The 13,660-nt window shown below is 68.2% G+C and carries 16 protein-coding genes; 13 read left to right on the top strand and 3 right to left on the bottom strand.

The window, feature by feature from the left end; genetic code table 11:
• The 10 genes from folE (at nt 1) to M2428_RS07580 (ending at nt 8,608) form a co-directional block, all read left to right on the top strand.
• On the top strand, nt 1-642 hold the full coding sequence (folE, locus tag M2428_RS07535) for a GTP cyclohydrolase I FolE (protein ID WP_277525282.1): 642 nt from the start codon (nt 1-3) through the stop codon (nt 640-642).
• A gap of 11 nt (nt 643-653) precedes the next feature.
• Entirely contained in the window at nt 654-1,604 is a 951-nt protein-coding gene (gene folP / locus M2428_RS07540) for a dihydropteroate synthase (RefSeq protein WP_277525284.1), read from the top strand.
• 13 nt (nt 1,605-1,617) lie between these two features.
• Nucleotides 1,618-1,977: a dihydroneopterin aldolase gene (gene folB, locus M2428_RS07545; protein WP_277525286.1), complete on the top strand. Its 360-nt coding sequence runs from the start codon at nt 1,618-1,620 to the stop codon at nt 1,975-1,977.
• Complete coding sequence (gene folK / locus M2428_RS07550; RefSeq protein WP_277525288.1) at nt 1,974-2,528, top strand: 2-amino-4-hydroxy-6-hydroxymethyldihydropteridine diphosphokinase; 555 nt, start codon at nt 1,974-1,976, stop codon at nt 2,526-2,528. The genes folB and folK overlap by 4 nt, the downstream gene beginning before the upstream one ends.
• Nucleotides 2,525-3,049, top strand: a complete 525-nt coding sequence (locus M2428_RS07555; RefSeq protein ID WP_277525290.1) for a DUF3180 domain-containing protein — start codon at nt 2,525-2,527, stop codon at nt 3,047-3,049. Before folK ends, M2428_RS07555 begins: the two co-directional genes overlap by 4 nt.
• Entirely contained in the window at nt 3,030-3,542 is a 513-nt protein-coding gene (locus tag M2428_RS07560) for a PH domain-containing protein (protein WP_277525292.1), read from the top strand. Before M2428_RS07555 ends, M2428_RS07560 begins: the two co-directional genes overlap by 20 nt.
• A gap of 18 nt (nt 3,543-3,560) precedes the next feature.
• On the top strand, nt 3,561-5,141 hold the full coding sequence (locus tag M2428_RS07565; RefSeq protein ID WP_277525294.1) for a PH domain-containing protein: 1,581 nt from the start codon (nt 3,561-3,563) through the stop codon (nt 5,139-5,141).
• Nucleotides 5,134-6,054 carry a DUF2520 domain-containing protein gene (locus M2428_RS07570; RefSeq protein WP_277525296.1) on the top strand — a complete coding sequence of 307 codons (921 nt, stop codon included), beginning with the start codon at nt 5,134-5,136 and terminating at the stop codon, nt 6,052-6,054. The genes M2428_RS07565 and M2428_RS07570 overlap by 8 nt, the downstream gene beginning before the upstream one ends.
• A gap of 1 nt (nt 6,055) precedes the next feature.
• Complete coding sequence (gene panC / locus M2428_RS07575; RefSeq protein ID WP_277525298.1) at nt 6,056-6,958, top strand: pantoate--beta-alanine ligase; 903 nt, start codon at nt 6,056-6,058, stop codon at nt 6,956-6,958.
• Between the two features lie 162 nt (nt 6,959-7,120).
• The gene (locus tag M2428_RS07580; protein WP_277525300.1) at nt 7,121-8,608 is read left to right on the top strand and encodes an MDR family MFS transporter; all 1,488 of its coding nucleotides are present in this window, start codon (nt 7,121-7,123) and stop codon (nt 8,606-8,608) included.
• Between the two features lie 116 nt (nt 8,609-8,724).
• On the opposite strand, the gene M2428_RS07585 is transcribed toward M2428_RS07580, so the two are convergent.
• The 3 genes from M2428_RS07585 to M2428_RS07595 form a co-directional block, all read right to left on the bottom strand.
• The gene (locus M2428_RS07585) at nt 8,725-9,558 is read right to left on the bottom strand and encodes an alpha/beta hydrolase (RefSeq protein WP_277525302.1); all 834 of its coding nucleotides are present in this window, start codon (nt 9,556-9,558) and stop codon (nt 8,725-8,727) included.
• Between the two features lie 105 nt (nt 9,559-9,663).
• On the bottom strand, nt 9,664-10,290 hold the full coding sequence (locus tag M2428_RS07590) for a thymidine kinase (RefSeq protein WP_277525303.1): 627 nt from the start codon (nt 10,288-10,290) through the stop codon (nt 9,664-9,666).
• Between the two features lie 56 nt (nt 10,291-10,346).
• Entirely contained in the window at nt 10,347-11,348 is a 1,002-nt protein-coding gene (locus tag M2428_RS07595) for an alpha/beta hydrolase (protein ID WP_277525306.1), read from the bottom strand.
• 98 nt (nt 11,349-11,446) lie between these two features.
• Between M2428_RS07595 and lysS the strand changes: the two genes are divergently transcribed.
• From lysS to M2428_RS07610, 3 genes are all read left to right on the top strand, one after another.
• Nucleotides 11,447-12,979 carry a lysine--tRNA ligase gene (lysS, locus tag M2428_RS07600; protein ID WP_277525308.1) on the top strand — a complete coding sequence of 511 codons (1,533 nt, stop codon included), beginning with the start codon at nt 11,447-11,449 and terminating at the stop codon, nt 12,977-12,979.
• 2 nt (nt 12,980-12,981) lie between these two features.
• A complete protein-coding gene (locus M2428_RS07605) occupies nt 12,982-13,164 on the top strand; it encodes a hypothetical protein (protein WP_277525310.1) in 183 nt (60 codons plus the stop codon).
• A 153-nt stretch (nt 13,165-13,317) separates the two neighbouring features.
• Nucleotides 13,318-13,644 carry an Lsr2 family protein gene (locus M2428_RS07610; protein WP_277525311.1) on the top strand — a complete coding sequence of 109 codons (327 nt, stop codon included), beginning with the start codon at nt 13,318-13,320 and terminating at the stop codon, nt 13,642-13,644.
• Nucleotides 13,645-13,660 lie beyond the last annotated feature (16 nt).

Consider the following 13,660-nt stretch of genomic DNA (forward strand, 5'->3'; position numbering starts at 1 on the left):
GTGACTTCTAACTTCGACGACGACGTTCCCGCCCCCGCTGCTTCGGCGGGGGACGGGGAAGCCCCGCATTCAAAGACCAAGGTGGACCGCCCCAGGATCGAAGCCGCCGTGCGGGAGATCCTGCTGGCCATCGGCGAGGACCCGGATCGCGGCGGGCTCCTGGACACCCCGAAGCGGGTGGCCAAGGCCTACACGGAAATGTTCGCCGGCCTGCACCACGACCCCGCCGAGATCCTGGCCACCACCTTCGACCTGGACCACGAGGAACTCGTGCTGGTCAAGGACATCCCGTTCTACTCCACTTGCGAGCACCACCTGGTGCCGTTCCACGGGGTGGCGCATGTGGGCTACATCCCGTCCCACGACGGCAAGGTCACGGGCCTGAGCAAGCTGGCCCGGCTGGTGGACATGTTCGCCAAGCGCCCGCAGGTCCAAGAACGCCTGACCACCCAGATCGTCGAGGCCCTCGTCACCCACCTCAAACCGCGCGGCGCGATCGTCGTCGTCGAATGTGAACACCTGTGCATGTCCATGCGGGGAATCCGCAAGCCCGGCGCCAAGACCGTCACCAGCGCAGTGCGCGGGCAACTGCATGACCCGGCCACCCGTGCCGAAGCCATGAGCCTCATACTCGGAAGGTAAGAACACAGACTATGGACTCCCTAGCTGCAGCCCCGGGGACCGGCCCCGCCACCTCGCCCCTGCCAATCCTGCGCAAACCGCGCCCGGCGGCGAAGTTCCAGGACCTGCCCACGGACCGGACACTCGTAATGGGAATCCTCAACGTCACCCCAGACTCCTTCAGCGACGGCGGGGCGCACCCGACCCCGGACACGGCGATCGCGGCGGGGCTGCGGATGTTCTACGCCGGGGCGGACATCATCGACGTCGGCGGCGAATCCACCCGCCCGGGCGCCACGGCGGTCGGCGTTGACGAGGAACAGCGCCGGGTCCTGCCGGTCATCGAGGCCCTGGTCAAGGCCGGCGCCCTCGTCAGCATCGACACCACCCACGCCGTGACGGCGGCTGCGGCACTGAAGGCCGGCGCCGCAATCATTAACGACGTTTCGGGCCTGACCATGGAGCCGGAAATGGCGGAACTGGCCGCCCGGACCAAGGTCCCCTACATCCTGACGCACCGCCGCGGCGACGCCAGCACCATGAATTCCCTGACGGACTACCGCGACGTGGCCGGGGAAGTCGTGACGGAACTCGCCGGCGTCCGCGACAAGCTGTACTCCGCCGGTGTCGCCCCGGAGCAGATCATTGTGGACCCGGGACTGGGCTTCGCCAAGAACGACGTCCAGAACTGGGAGCTCCTGCAGCACCTGGATGTGCTGCAGGCCATGGGCCACAAGGTCCTCGTCGCCGGCTCACGCAAGCGCTTCCTCGGCAGCCTCCTGACCGTGGCGGGCAAGGCCGCCCAGCCGGTGGAACGCGATGCCGCCACCGCCGCCGTGACCGCCATCAGCGCGTTCCGCGGCGCCTGGGCTGTGCGCGTGCACGACGTCGGCGCGAGCCTCGACGCCGTCAAGGTCGCCGCCCGCATGGTACCCCCGACGAGCCCGGCAACGGCTGCTGCCGCCGGCGCCGGCACCAACTGATCCGGCGGACGCCATGGACCAGATCACGCTGAGCGGCGTCACCGCCGTCGGCCATCACGGTGTGTTCGATTTCGAGCGCCGCGACGGCCAGCCGTTCGTTGTTGACGCTGTGCTGCACCTGGATTTCAGCAAGGCCGCGGCGTCCGACGACGTCCTGGACACCGCGCACTACGGCGAAGTGGCCAACTGCATCCGCGACTGGATCACCGGGGGACCGCTGAACCTGATCGAGGCCCTCGCCGTGCGGATTGCCGAGGACGTGCTGGAGAAATTCCCGGTGGCCGCCGTGGACATCACCGTGCACAAGCCCAAGGCCCCGATTGAAGTCGACTTCGGCGATGTCTCCGTCAGCGTGCACCGGAGCCGGCCGTGAGCCCGCTCTACACCCGCGCCGTGATCGCGCTCGGCAGCAACCTGGGGGAGCGCAGCGACACGCTGTCCGCCGCCGTCGCGGACCTCGTCGACCCGCCGGAGGTGCGCCTGCTGGCCATCTCGCCGATCGTCCAGACGAAGGCCGTGGGCGGCCCGCCGGGCCAGCCTGACTTCCTGAACATGGTGATTGCCCTCGAGACGTCCCTGCCGCCGCGCGAACTGCTGGAGCACTGCCACGCCGTCGAGCAGAAGCATTTACGCGTGCGCGAGGTCCGGTGGGGGCCGCGGACCCTGGATGTGGACATCATCACCTACGGGGACGTGGTGAGCTCCGACCCCGAGCTCACCCTGCCCCACCCCCGGGCCGCGGAACGGGCCTTCGTGCTCTATCCGTGGTCGCTGATCGATCCCGCGGCGGAGCTCAACGGCGAACGCGTAGGCGACCTCGCCGCGAAGGCCGCCGATTTTGGCGACCTCGCGCCATTTGACGGCTTCCAGACCCACACAACCACAGAGCGCACAGGCGTGTCCGGCGCGGCGGAGCGGCCGTGAAGCTGACCAGCCCCCTGCTCCTGCTGGCCATTTGCGTGGTCATGGCCGTGGCCGGCTGGTCCGCCACCATGCTCTCGGGCCGCTACAGCCTGGCCACCCCGGTGCTGCCGCTGACGGGGCTGCTGACCATGGGTGTGATCGTGGCACTCACCCTGGTGCTGGGCATCCGCGTGCTGCGGTGGCGCAACGGCAAGAAGAAGAAAATCCTCAACCCCATCCTGGCGGCCTGGACGCTGGTCCTCGCCCAGGCCTGCGCCTACACCGGCGCGGTCCTGCTGGGCTGGCACGCGGGGGTCGTGGTGGAGCAACTGCGGCTGTGGAACCTGCGCAGCAACCAGGACCTCACCTGGCAGGCGCTGGCGATGGCCGGCGGCGGGCTGATCATGGTGATCGTGGGGCTCGTCGTCGAGCGGTTCTGCCGGATTCCGCCCGAGGACGGCGACGCCGAATCCCGGCCCGGCGTGCAGGGAAAGCGCAGCAAGCCCTCGTCGGAAGGCGAATATGCGTACCGAAGCGATTGATCCTCCGGGCATCGACTGGCTCAGGGTGTCACCGAAGTACGTCAAGGTGCGCCTCGCGGGGTGGGCCTTGGGCAACCTGATTGCGGTGTCCCTGCTGTTGCTTCCCCTGGTCCTGGTGCTGACCGGCGTGTGGACCTGGCCGCCGGTCTGGCTGGGCGTCGCCATTCCCGCCGTCTGGCTGCTTCTGGCGTTGTGGCGGCTCCTGCTGATTCCCCGTCAGGTGCGCTCGATCGGCTATGCCGAGCGGGAGGACGACCTCCTGATCCGGCGCGGCATCTTCTTCCAGCGCACCCTCGTGGTCCCGTACGGTCGGATGCAGTACGTGGACATCGGGGTGGGCCCGGTCGAGCGTCCGCTGGGCCTGTGCACGCTCAAGCTTCACACCGCCGCCGCCGCGACCAGCGCCGAGATTCCCGGCCTGCCCGCCAGCGAAGGGGCCCGGCTCCGCGAACAGCTGTCCGCCCGCGGCGAAGCCCGGCTGGCCGGGCTGTGACGGGAAGAGCGTGACACGATGGCGCTGACACCGGAGGGTGCCGGACCCTCCGGTGCCGACGCGGCTGGCAACGCAGGAAATGTCGACGCCGGCTGGTTGCGCGTGCACCCGGCCTCGCCCTTTGTCCGTGGCTGGGTGGCCCTGGCCGCACTGTTGTTCTTTTTTGGACGCGACAGTTTCGAACGCCTGCTCCAGGGCGGCCCGCTCTTTGACGAGCGGCTGGCCGGACGGGCGCCGTGGCTGCTGCTCGGCGGCGGCACCCTGCTGCTGCTGACCGTCCTCGGCTACGTCCTGAGCTGGTACTTCACCCGCTACCAGGTGGCGGGCGGCTACGTACGCGTCAACACCGGTTTCCTCTTCAAACAGCAGCGGCAGGCCCGGCTGGACCGGGTGCAGGCAATCGACGTCGTGCAGCCCCTGCTGGCGCGGATCTTCGGACTTGCTGAACTTAGGTTCGAAGTCGCCGACGCCGGCGAATCCGCGGTTCGCTTGGCGTACCTGCGCGCGGACGAGGCCCAGCAGCTCCGCGCGACAATCCTGGCCCGCGCCTCCGGTGCCTCCGGCGGGACGTTGTCGCCGTCGCCGGAGCCGGGACAACCGGAGACCGCCGCCGTGGAGGCCCCGGAACAGGTGGTGCTCACCGTGCCGCCGCCGCGCCTGGTGGGCTCGCTGCTCCTGAGCGAACAAAGCGTCGTGATCCTGGCTGGCGGCATCGCTTCCGTGCTGCTGTCCGCCGTCACTGAAAACCGGAGCTTCGCGGTCTTCCTGATCCCTGCCGCGATCGGACTCGTCGCCTCCTATTGGTCCTCGTTCAACAAGGGTTACAACTTCACGGCCGCCATTTCCCCGGACGGCATCCGGCTGCGCTACGGCCTGCTGGACACGCAGGCGCAGACCGTGCCGCCGGGTAGGATCCAGGCGCTGAAGATCAGCCAGCCGCCGCTGTGGCGGATTTTCGGCTGGTACCGCATTCAGGTCAACGTGGCCGGCTACGGTCTGGCCGCCAGCGCCGGCGAGGGAACGGCCCGGACCACGCTGCTTCCGGTGGGATCCATTGCGGACGTCCTGGAAATCCTCTCCCTGGTGCTCCCGGATCCCGGAACCCCGGATCCGCTGGGTGTCTTCACCGCAGGGATCACCGGTCTCGCGGACGCCGCCGGGACTCCAGGCAGCGGAGGCGGGCAGGACACCGACGGCGGCTTCGTCACCAGCCCGCGCCGGGCCCGGTTCCTGGCGCCGCTGGGCTGGCGGCGCAACGGCTTCACGGCAACCGAGACCGCCCTGCTCCTGAGATCGGGCCGGTGGTGGCGGAGCCTGGTGGTGGTGCCGCACCAGCGGACCCAGTCCATGGCGCTGCAACAGGGCCCGCTCGCCCGCAGATTCCGGGTGGCGGACCTGGTCCTGCACACCACGGCAGGTCCGGTGGCACCGCGGCTCATCCAGGCCGGCCTCGACGAAGCCCGGGCCCTGTTCGATGCGCAGTCCGCCCGTGCCCGCGCCGCACGCAAGCGCCAGAAGAGCGAGCACTGGATGGAGCCGGTGGCCCAGCCGGCCGCACCACCCGCAGACCACCCTCAGGAAGGCCCGCATCATGGCTAAACCAGGACGCCTCGGCGTCGGAATCATTGGCGCAGGGAAGGTCGGTGCCGTCCTGGGGGCGGCGCTGCGCGGAGCCGAGCACGCCGTCATCGGGGCGTCGGCCGTTTCGGACGCCAGCCGGGACCGCGTCGAAACACTCCTGCCCGGTGTCCCGATCCTGGAGGTGCAGGACATCGTGGAGCGCGCCGAGCTGGTCCTGCTCGCCGTCCCGGACGATGCCCTAGGCCCGCTCGTGAACGGTCTGGCCAAGCTCGGCGCCTGGCAGCCCGGCCAGCTCGTGGCGCACACCTCCGGGCGCTTCGGCGTCGGGATCCTGCACCCGGTCCGTGCCGCCGGCGCCGTGCCCCTCGCGCTGCACCCGGCCATGACGTTCACGGGCATGAGCCTGGACCTCACGAGGCTCCTGGACTGCACCTTTGGCGTCACGGCCGACGCCGCGATGCTGCCGATCGCCCAGGCACTCGTCGTCGAAATGGGCGCCGAGCCCGTCGCGATCGCCGAGGCGGACCGCGTCCTGTACCACGCTGCCCTCGCGCACGGCTCCAACCACCTGGTCACGCTCGTGGCGCAGGCCTCGCAGCTGCTCCGGGACGTCGGCGTCGACGCCCCGGACCGGATGCTGGGCCCGCTGCTGCGCGCCACCCTCGAGAACGCCCTCGCCTCCGGCGAATCCGCCCTGACTGGGCCTGTTGCCCGCGGCGACACGGGCACAGTTGCCGCCCACGCGGGCGCCCTCCGCGAGTACGACGACGGCGCCGCCGGCGATATTCTTGAGGCGTACCTGGCCATGGCCCGGGCGACAGCCCGCCGGGCAGGAAGCCGCGGGCTCCTGAAGCCGGAACAAGTCGACGGCATCGAACAGGCGCTCGGCGGCCCCGGCCAGAACGGGACGCCCGCCCCGGAAGGACCCTGACATGGCAATCCAACTCGTCACCACGGCTGCCCAGCTCCGCGCCGCAAGCGCCCGGCTGCTGGCGCAGAAAGGCGGCACGTCCCAGGGGCTCGTGCCCACCATGGGCGCCCTGCACGAGGGGCATGCCCAACTGGCCGGGACGGCCGTCGCCCAGAACGACGTCGTGGTGGCCAGCATCTTCGTGAACCCGCTGCAGTTTGGCGAGGCCGCGGATCTGGACCGCTACCCCCGGACGCTCGAAGCGGACCTCGCGCTGCTCGACGCCGAGGGCGTGGACCTGGCGTTCGCGCCGAGCGTTGAGGAGGTCTACCCCGGCGGGGCACCCCTGGTGCGGATCACGGCGGGACCCCTGGGCGAAAAGTGGGAGGGCGCGTCCCGGCCCGGACACTTCGACGGCGCCCTGACCGTCGTCGCGAAACTGCTGCACTACGGCATCCCGGGGACAGGGCTGCCGGGCGGAGCCCAGCCGGCCTACCGTGCCTATTTTGGCCAGAAGGACGCGCAGCAGCTGGCACTGGTCCAGCGCATGGTGGCGGACCTGAATTTCCCCGTGGAGATCGTGCCCGTGCCCATAGTCCGAGCGGCCGACGGCCTGGCACTGTCCAGCCGCAACCGCTTCCTCTCCGAGGACCAGCGCGAGGCTGCCCTGGTGCTCTCCCGAGCGCTGCGGCTCATCGAGGAGCGTGCCAACGCGCATGAGCCGCTGGACGTTGAATCCGCGCAGGCCCTGGTCCGGTCCCAGCCGCTCGTGGAACTGGACTATTTCGAGGTGGTGGATCCGCGCACCCTCGAGCCCCTCGCGGAGAACTGCCGGGACACCCCGTTCCGCGGCGAGGGGCTGGCGATCATCGCCGCCAAAGTGGGCCCCGTCCGCCTCATCGACAACGCGCCCCTGAACTCCTGAAACCGGCACGGGGTCTACGGCCTAAACGGCGGACCTCCACGGGCAGTAGCTGACCCCGCATCGGTTTCCGGTGGCGGGAATGCCCCCGGGCCTTAGACTGTTGGAACCTGCAGCAGCGCTGAAGCTCGCCGGACCCACACCAAACTCCCTGAGGGAATTCCCATGTCAACAGACGTCTCGTCCAACGCCTCTGGCGATCCCGCACCGGGCGCTGCCCCCACCATCCCCGCGCAGAACGTGCCGTCCGCGCCAACCGCGCCGGCGAAGATGTCCCGGGAGTCCGTGACCATCATCGTCACGCTGCTGGTGGCCACGTTCGTGGTGATCCTCAACGAGACCATCATGAACGTTGCCCTGCAGCGGCTGATGGTGGACCTGAACATCGATGCGCCCACCGTGCAGTGGCTCTCCACCGGCTTCATGCTCACCATGGCTGTGGTGATCCCCACCACCGGGTTCATCCTGCAGCGGCTGTCCACCCGTGCTGTGTTCATGCTGGCCATGGGGCTGTTCTCCGGCGGCACGCTGCTGGCCGCCCTCGCGCCGGGCTTCGAAGTCCTGCTGCTGGCCCGCATCGTCCAGGCCGCCGGCACAGCCATCATGCTGCCGCTCCTGATGACCACCATCCTCACGCTCGTGCCGCTGGAACGCCGCGGCGCCGTCATGGGCAACGTCAGCATCGCCATTTCGGTTGCGCCGGCAATGGGCCCCACAGTTTCCGGCCTGATCCTCGAGCACTTTTCCTGGCGCTTCATGTTCGTCTTCGTGCTGCCCATCGCCCTCGCCGCGCTGGCCATCGGGGCCAAATATCTGACCAACATCGGCACCTCCGAGAAGACCCGGCTTGATGCCCTCTCAGTGGTGCTCACGGTCCCCGCATTCGGCGGCCTGGTGTACGGCCTGAGCCAGATCGGCGGCGGCCAGGCCGGCTCCCGCACCCCTGCCGTGGTGGCCCTGGCCGTCGGAGTGGTTGCCCTGGCCGCGTTCGTCCTGCGCCAGCTGAAGCTGCAGAAGAGCGACGGCCCCCTGCTGGATCTGCGCGCCTTCACGTTCCGGATGTTCACGGTGTCCGTGCTGCTGCTGGTCGTGGCCATGATCGCCTTGTTCGGCGCGGTGATCCTGCTGCCGTTGTACTTGCAGGAGATCCGCGGTCTGAAGTCACTCGAAACCGGCCTGGTGCTGCTTCCGGGCGGCCTCGCCATGGGCCTGCTGGGGCCATTCATCGGCCGCGTGTTCGACAGGGTCGGGCCGCTGCCGCTTACAGTGACCGGCTCGGTGATGATGGTGCTGTCCCTCTGGCAGTTCTCCATGCTGGACGCCGGCTCACCCGTGGGATGGATCATTGCCCTGCACGTGGCACTGAGCCTGGGCCTGGCACTGCTGTTCACCCCCGCCTTCACGACAGGCCTGAACCCGTTGCCGCCGCACCTGTACTCCCACGGCTCGGCCATCATGAGCACGCTGCAGCAGGTGGCCGGCGCCGCCGGCACGGCGCTGCTGGTCTCTATCTACGCTTTCGTGGCAGAGTCCTCGGGAATGGTTGCCGGCATGCACGCCGCATTCCTGACGGCGGCCGTCATAGCCCTCGCCGCCGTCGTGCTGTCCACCATGATGCGCAAGACCGCAGGCGCGGCACAGCCCGCACACTAAAAGCAACGCCACTCCAGAAAAAGCGGGTCACGTCGCGCCCATGTCCTCAGCCGGATGGGAGCGACGTGACGCCGCGTTTGTTTCGCGTTGCCGATTTCGCGTTGCTTTGTTGCGGGTCAGCCCGCGTAAAACGCGCTGAGCTCGGCGATCAGCTTGTCCGGCGCCTTGTTGACACCGTCGTGGCCCATGCCGGGCAGGATCGTGTAGCTGGAACCGGAGAGGACATCGTGGATCTGGGCACAGGCCACGCCGAAGTATGCCGGGCTCTTCTCGCCCACAATGATCAGCGTCTCCAGCGGAAGTTCCAGGAACGGTTCGGCCGGCATGTCCGCGGCGATGATCGCCTTAATCTCGCGGACACCGGTCTGCATGAGGTCGCGCAGCTGCTTGCCCATCGGCGTGCCCGCCGAAAGCTTGTTCGCCAGCGTCAGCATTGACAGCGGCATCCGGGACAGGGCGCTGCCGGTCTCCAGGCCTCTGAGCAGGACGGCGAGGGCGCGGTCGTCGTCGCCGGCCGCGGTCGCCCGCTCGTATTCGGGCGTCCAGTCCGCCGTCACGCTGTGGTTGACGGACACGGCGGGGTCGTACACAGCCAGCCGTTCCACCGGCAGGGTGCGGGCCGCGTGGAGGGCCACCGCCCCGCCGAAGCTGTGGCCGAAGACGTCCGTGCTGGACGTTTGCTTCATGACGGCGTCGAGATCGTGGATGTCCACGTCAAGGGTGTAGCCCTCCGGCTGCGGGGAGGACGAGCCGCGGCCGCGACGGTTGAAGGTGTGCACCGGCCGGCCCAGTGAAGCGCTGAGTTTCTGCGCGAAACGCGTGTAATCGGCGGCCGTCACCATCGAGGCCGGCACGACGACGATTCCCGAACCCGCCGAGGTGAGCTCGGCGCCCGTGCTGAAAAGCTCGATCGTTCCGCCGTCGGGGGTTCTGATGTTCTCGCGGGTCATGCTCCGAGCCTAGCCGAGGCCGCGCCCCACTGCAGTAAGCCACAACTCAGTAGGGTGCCGTTCAATGGGCCGCAGTTCAGTTGGGCACTGCCCGGCGCAGTGGAGCTAGTTGCCCAGCCGGCCGCCGGAGACCTCGAGGTAGCAGGCGCCGCAGAGCGACTCGTACCAGACGTCCTGGCCGTCGATCGCAACCTGGTTCCCGTCGAAGACCACCTGGTCCCCGATCCGGCGGGTGTTGAAGATAGCCTTCCGTCCGCAGCGGCAGATGGTCTTGAGTTCTTCGACGGTGTGCGCAATCTCCAGGAGCCGAAGGGAACCGGGGAAGGCGCGGGTCCGGAAATCGGTGCGGATGCCGTAGGCGAGTACGGGGACGTTGTCCAGGACCGCGATGCGGAAGAGATCGTCCACCTGCTCCGGTTCCAGGAACTGGGCCTCGTCAACCAGCAGGCAGGCCACCGGCGCGGTGTCCACGTGCTGCAGAAGGGCGTCGGGATCGTCTCCGTGGGCCTGGGCGGTGAAAAGCTCGCGGGCCGATGCGCCGGCGGGGATCAGGAAGTCCACGGAACGGGTCATGCCCAGGCGGGACACGACGTCGGAGTCGCCTTTGGTGTCCACGTCCGGTTTGGCCAGCAGAACCCGCTGCCCGCGTTCCTCATAGTTGAACGCAGCCTGCAGCAGCCCCGTAGATTTGCCGGAGTTCATGGCGCCGAAGCGGAAGTAGAGCTTGGCCAAGGGGGTCCTTTCGAAAGGGTCGCCCCCGATTCTAGCGGTCGGCCGCCGCGGTGCCGTCAGCCGCCGGACCCAATCCGCCGCCACCGGGCCGGCACCCCGGCGATGCCGGCCATGCCCCCGGCCGTCAGGCTGCCAACCAGGTTGCCAGAGGGCGGAGTCACAGCGCCGGCCCCGCCGAGCAGGAACCGTGCCGCGCGGAGGGCCAGCCGGTTCCCCGGCCGGATGGGGCCTTCGTGGAGTTGCCCGGGAACCACGGCGAAGCTGAGCGCCGGGACGGCGTCGGCGAGCTGGCGGCCTGTCTCGGCGAAGTAGGGAGGGCTCCAGCCGCCGCTGAGCATGAGCGTGGGCGTGGTGATGGCGGCAAACTCACCGAGTTCGGCGTCGGCGGCCAGCACGGCCCGCATCTCCGCAACAGCCGTGGGCAGCAGTTCCCGCATTTCCGCCCCCAGGTTGGTCCGGGCGGAGAGGATGCTCAGCATGCGCAGCGCGCCCAGCGGCAGCCGGGACACCGGCCCCGCCGTCTCCAGGCCCTGCACCAAATGCGCCCAGGCGTCGTCAAGCTGGCCGGAGGCCACGGAACGTTCAAGCTCCGGCCGCCAGCGCTGGCTGAGGTTCCCGGAGAGGCTGACGGCCGCGTCGTAGGTCACCATCCGGCGGATCGGCAGACTACGGGCCGCCTGCAGGGCCACAAACCCGCCATAACTGTGGGCCACGATGTCGCTGGCGCCGGTCTCGCGGAGCACGGTGGCCAGGTCGGCCACCTCCGTGGCGGCAGAATAGTCGGCGGGCTGGGGCGAGGAACCGGCGCGCCCGCGCCGGTTGTAGCAGTGCACCGGCCTGCCAAGCAGCCGGACGAGCTTCCTCGCAAACGGCCGGTAGAGCTGATCGGTGATCAGCGTCCCGTGCACGATGACGACGCCGGATCCTTCACCGCGCGGTTTCTGAGATTGGGCGGCGCCGGATGCGCCCGGCCCGCCCGGCGCCCGCGCCGCCGGACGGATTGTGTGCAGCTCGAGGTGCCCCTCGCCGTCGTCGGTCCTCACAGTCCATGTCTCCACAGCTCCGAGTCTATTCCCGCGCCCTGTCTGCCCGGCTGCGCCCGGCAGAACCGGCCCGGGACCTGCCCGGGCGCAAATCGACGGTAAACTTGGGGATTGTGACTTCCCAAAACACCCCCGCCCCGAACACCGCCGCCGAGACGCACGATGCCAGCGAGCAGACCCGCATCCGCATGGAGAAGCGCGCCAAGCTGATTGAACGCGGCGTCGAGGCATATCCGGTGGGTGTCGAACGCACACACTCGCTCACGGAAATCCGCGAGAAATACGCCTACCTGCAGGCCGACGAAACCACCGGCGACGTCGTCGGCGTGACCGGCCGCATTGTCTTCATCCGCAATACGGGCAAGCTTTGCTTCGCCACGCTCCAGGAGGGCGGCGTGGACGGCAAGGCCGTGCGGCTGCAGGTCATGCTGAGCTTGGCGAACATCGGTGAGGAGGCGCTCGCGGAGTGGAAGTCCCTCGTGGACCTCGGCGACCACGTCTTCGTCAAGGGCGAGGTCATCTCCTCGCGCCGCGGCGAGCTGTCCGTCATGGCGGATTCCTGGACCATGGCCTCGAAGGCGCTGCGCCCGCTGCCCGTGCTGCACGCCGGGCTGAATGAAGAAACGCGCGTCCGCCAGCGCTACGTGGATCTCATTGTCCGCGACGAAGCCCGCGAGATGGTTTACACCCGCGCCGCGATCACCCGCTCCATCCGCGAAACCCTGCACCGCCAGGGCTACGTCGAGGTGGAAACCCCCATGCTGCAGTTGGTTCACGGCGGCGCCACGGCCCGTCCCTTCGAGACGCACATGAACGCCTTCGACCAGAAAATGACGCTGCGCATCGCCACCGAGCTCTACCTCAAGCGCACGGTGGTCGGCGGGATCGACCGCGTCTACGACATGGGCCGGGTCTTCCGCAACGAAGGGGTGGACTCCACGCACAGCCCCGAGTTCACCACCTTGGAGTCCTACGAGGCGTGGGCGGACCAGTTCGTCATGGCGGACCGGATCAAGGAGATCATCCTGGACGCCGCCGGCGCCGCCGGTGTGGGCCGCGTGCTGCAGACCGAAGCCGGAGAGATCAACCTCGACGGCGACTGGACCTGGCTGGCGGTCTACCCGGGATTGTCCGAATTCGTGGGCCAGGAAGTGACCCCGGACACCCCTGTTGCCGAACTGCTGGAACTGGCCGCCAAGCACGAGGTCAAGGTCGACGCCGGCTGGGACGCCGAGAAGCTCGTCGTCGAACTCTTCGGCGAACTGGTGGAGCCTACCTTGCTCAACCCCACGTTCGTCTACAACTATCCGCCGTCCGCCCAGCCGCTGGCCCGCCAGCACCGCGAAGACGGCCGCCTGATCGAGGCCTGGGACCTCATCATCGGCGGCATGGAGCGGGGCACGGCGTTCTCCGAACTGATTGACCCGGTGATCCAGCGCGAACGCCTCACCGAACAGTCCCGTCGGTCCGCCGCGGGCGACGTGGAGGCTATGCAGTTGGACGAAGACTTCCTCCGTGCGCTCGAGTACGGCGCGCCGCCCATGGGCGGAATCGGCCTGGGCATCGACCGCCTCGTGATGCTCTTTACCGGCGCCGGCATCCGCGAAACGATCCTCTTCCCCCTGTTGAAGCCCGAAGGACACTGAGCATGGACTATATCGCCGTATTGCTGCCCCCCATCGTGGTGGGCCTGCTTTTCTGGTTTGCCATGAAATCCATATTCAATGCCGACAAATCGGAGCGGCAGGCAGAAGCCCGCGCCCATGCCGAAGCGGAAGCCCGAGCGGAAGCTCAAAACCGGGAGCAGGATTCCGGAGCCCTCGGGGGCTAATTACCCGGAACGAAGTAATAGTTCCCTATTGCCGCCTGTGGTTTTCCTTTGAACAGAAGTTTTGCGCTTTGACTCCCTGCTGTAACGCGGAGGATACTTATTCCAGATACATCCTGCTTTTTTAACGCTCGATCTTTGGAAAGAGAGTCCTTTATGGCACAGAAAGTAAAAATCATCCTCGTTGATGATCTGGATGGGGGATCCGCGGACGAAACTGTCCGGTTTGGCCTTGACGGCGTCAGCTACGAAATTGACCTGTCGTCAAGCAATGCTTCAGAACTGCGCTCCGCAGTGGAGCGATTTATGTCGCACGCACGCAAGACATCAAGCGGACGCGCCACGCGCACGAAAGTTTCCAGCGGACGGAATCAGGACTCTGCCCAGATCCGTCAGTGGGCACGGGACAACGGCTACGCGGTAAACAGCCGCGGACGTATCCAGGCCGAAATTCAGGAAGCCTACCAAAAGGCGAATTCCTAGCCAGGGACTCGCATCA

This window comes from Arthrobacter sp. ES3-54, assembly GCF_029504395.1.
Classification (GTDB): Bacteria; Actinomycetota; Actinomycetes; order Actinomycetales; family Micrococcaceae; genus Arthrobacter.

Bases quoted from the DNA above. Each gene is read 5' to 3' on its own strand.
- folP (WP_277525284.1), top strand. From the start codon at position 654: ATGGACTCCCTAGCTGCAGCCCCGGGGACCGGCCCCGCCACCTCGCCC.
- folB (WP_277525286.1), top strand. From the start codon at position 1,618: ATGGACCAGATCACGCTGAGCGGCGTCACCGCCGTCGGCCATCACGGT.
- M2428_RS07560 (WP_277525292.1), top strand. From the start codon at position 3,030: ATGCGTACCGAAGCGATTGATCCTCCGGGCATCGACTGGCTCAGGGTG.
- M2428_RS07565 (WP_277525294.1), top strand. From the start codon at position 3,561: ATGGCGCTGACACCGGAGGGTGCCGGACCCTCCGGTGCCGACGCGGCT.
- M2428_RS07570 (WP_277525296.1), top strand. From the start codon at position 5,134: ATGGCTAAACCAGGACGCCTCGGCGTCGGAATCATTGGCGCAGGGAAG.
- panC (WP_277525298.1), top strand. From the start codon at position 6,056: ATGGCAATCCAACTCGTCACCACGGCTGCCCAGCTCCGCGCCGCAAGC.
- M2428_RS07580 (WP_277525300.1), top strand. From the start codon at position 7,121: ATGTCAACAGACGTCTCGTCCAACGCCTCTGGCGATCCCGCACCGGGC.
- M2428_RS07585 (WP_277525302.1), bottom strand. From the start codon at position 9,558: ATGACCCGCGAGAACATCAGAACCCCCGACGGCGGAACGATCGAGCTT.
- M2428_RS07605 (WP_277525310.1), top strand. From the start codon at position 12,982: ATGGACTATATCGCCGTATTGCTGCCCCCCATCGTGGTGGGCCTGCTT.
- M2428_RS07610 (WP_277525311.1), top strand. From the start codon at position 13,318: ATGGCACAGAAAGTAAAAATCATCCTCGTTGATGATCTGGATGGGGGA.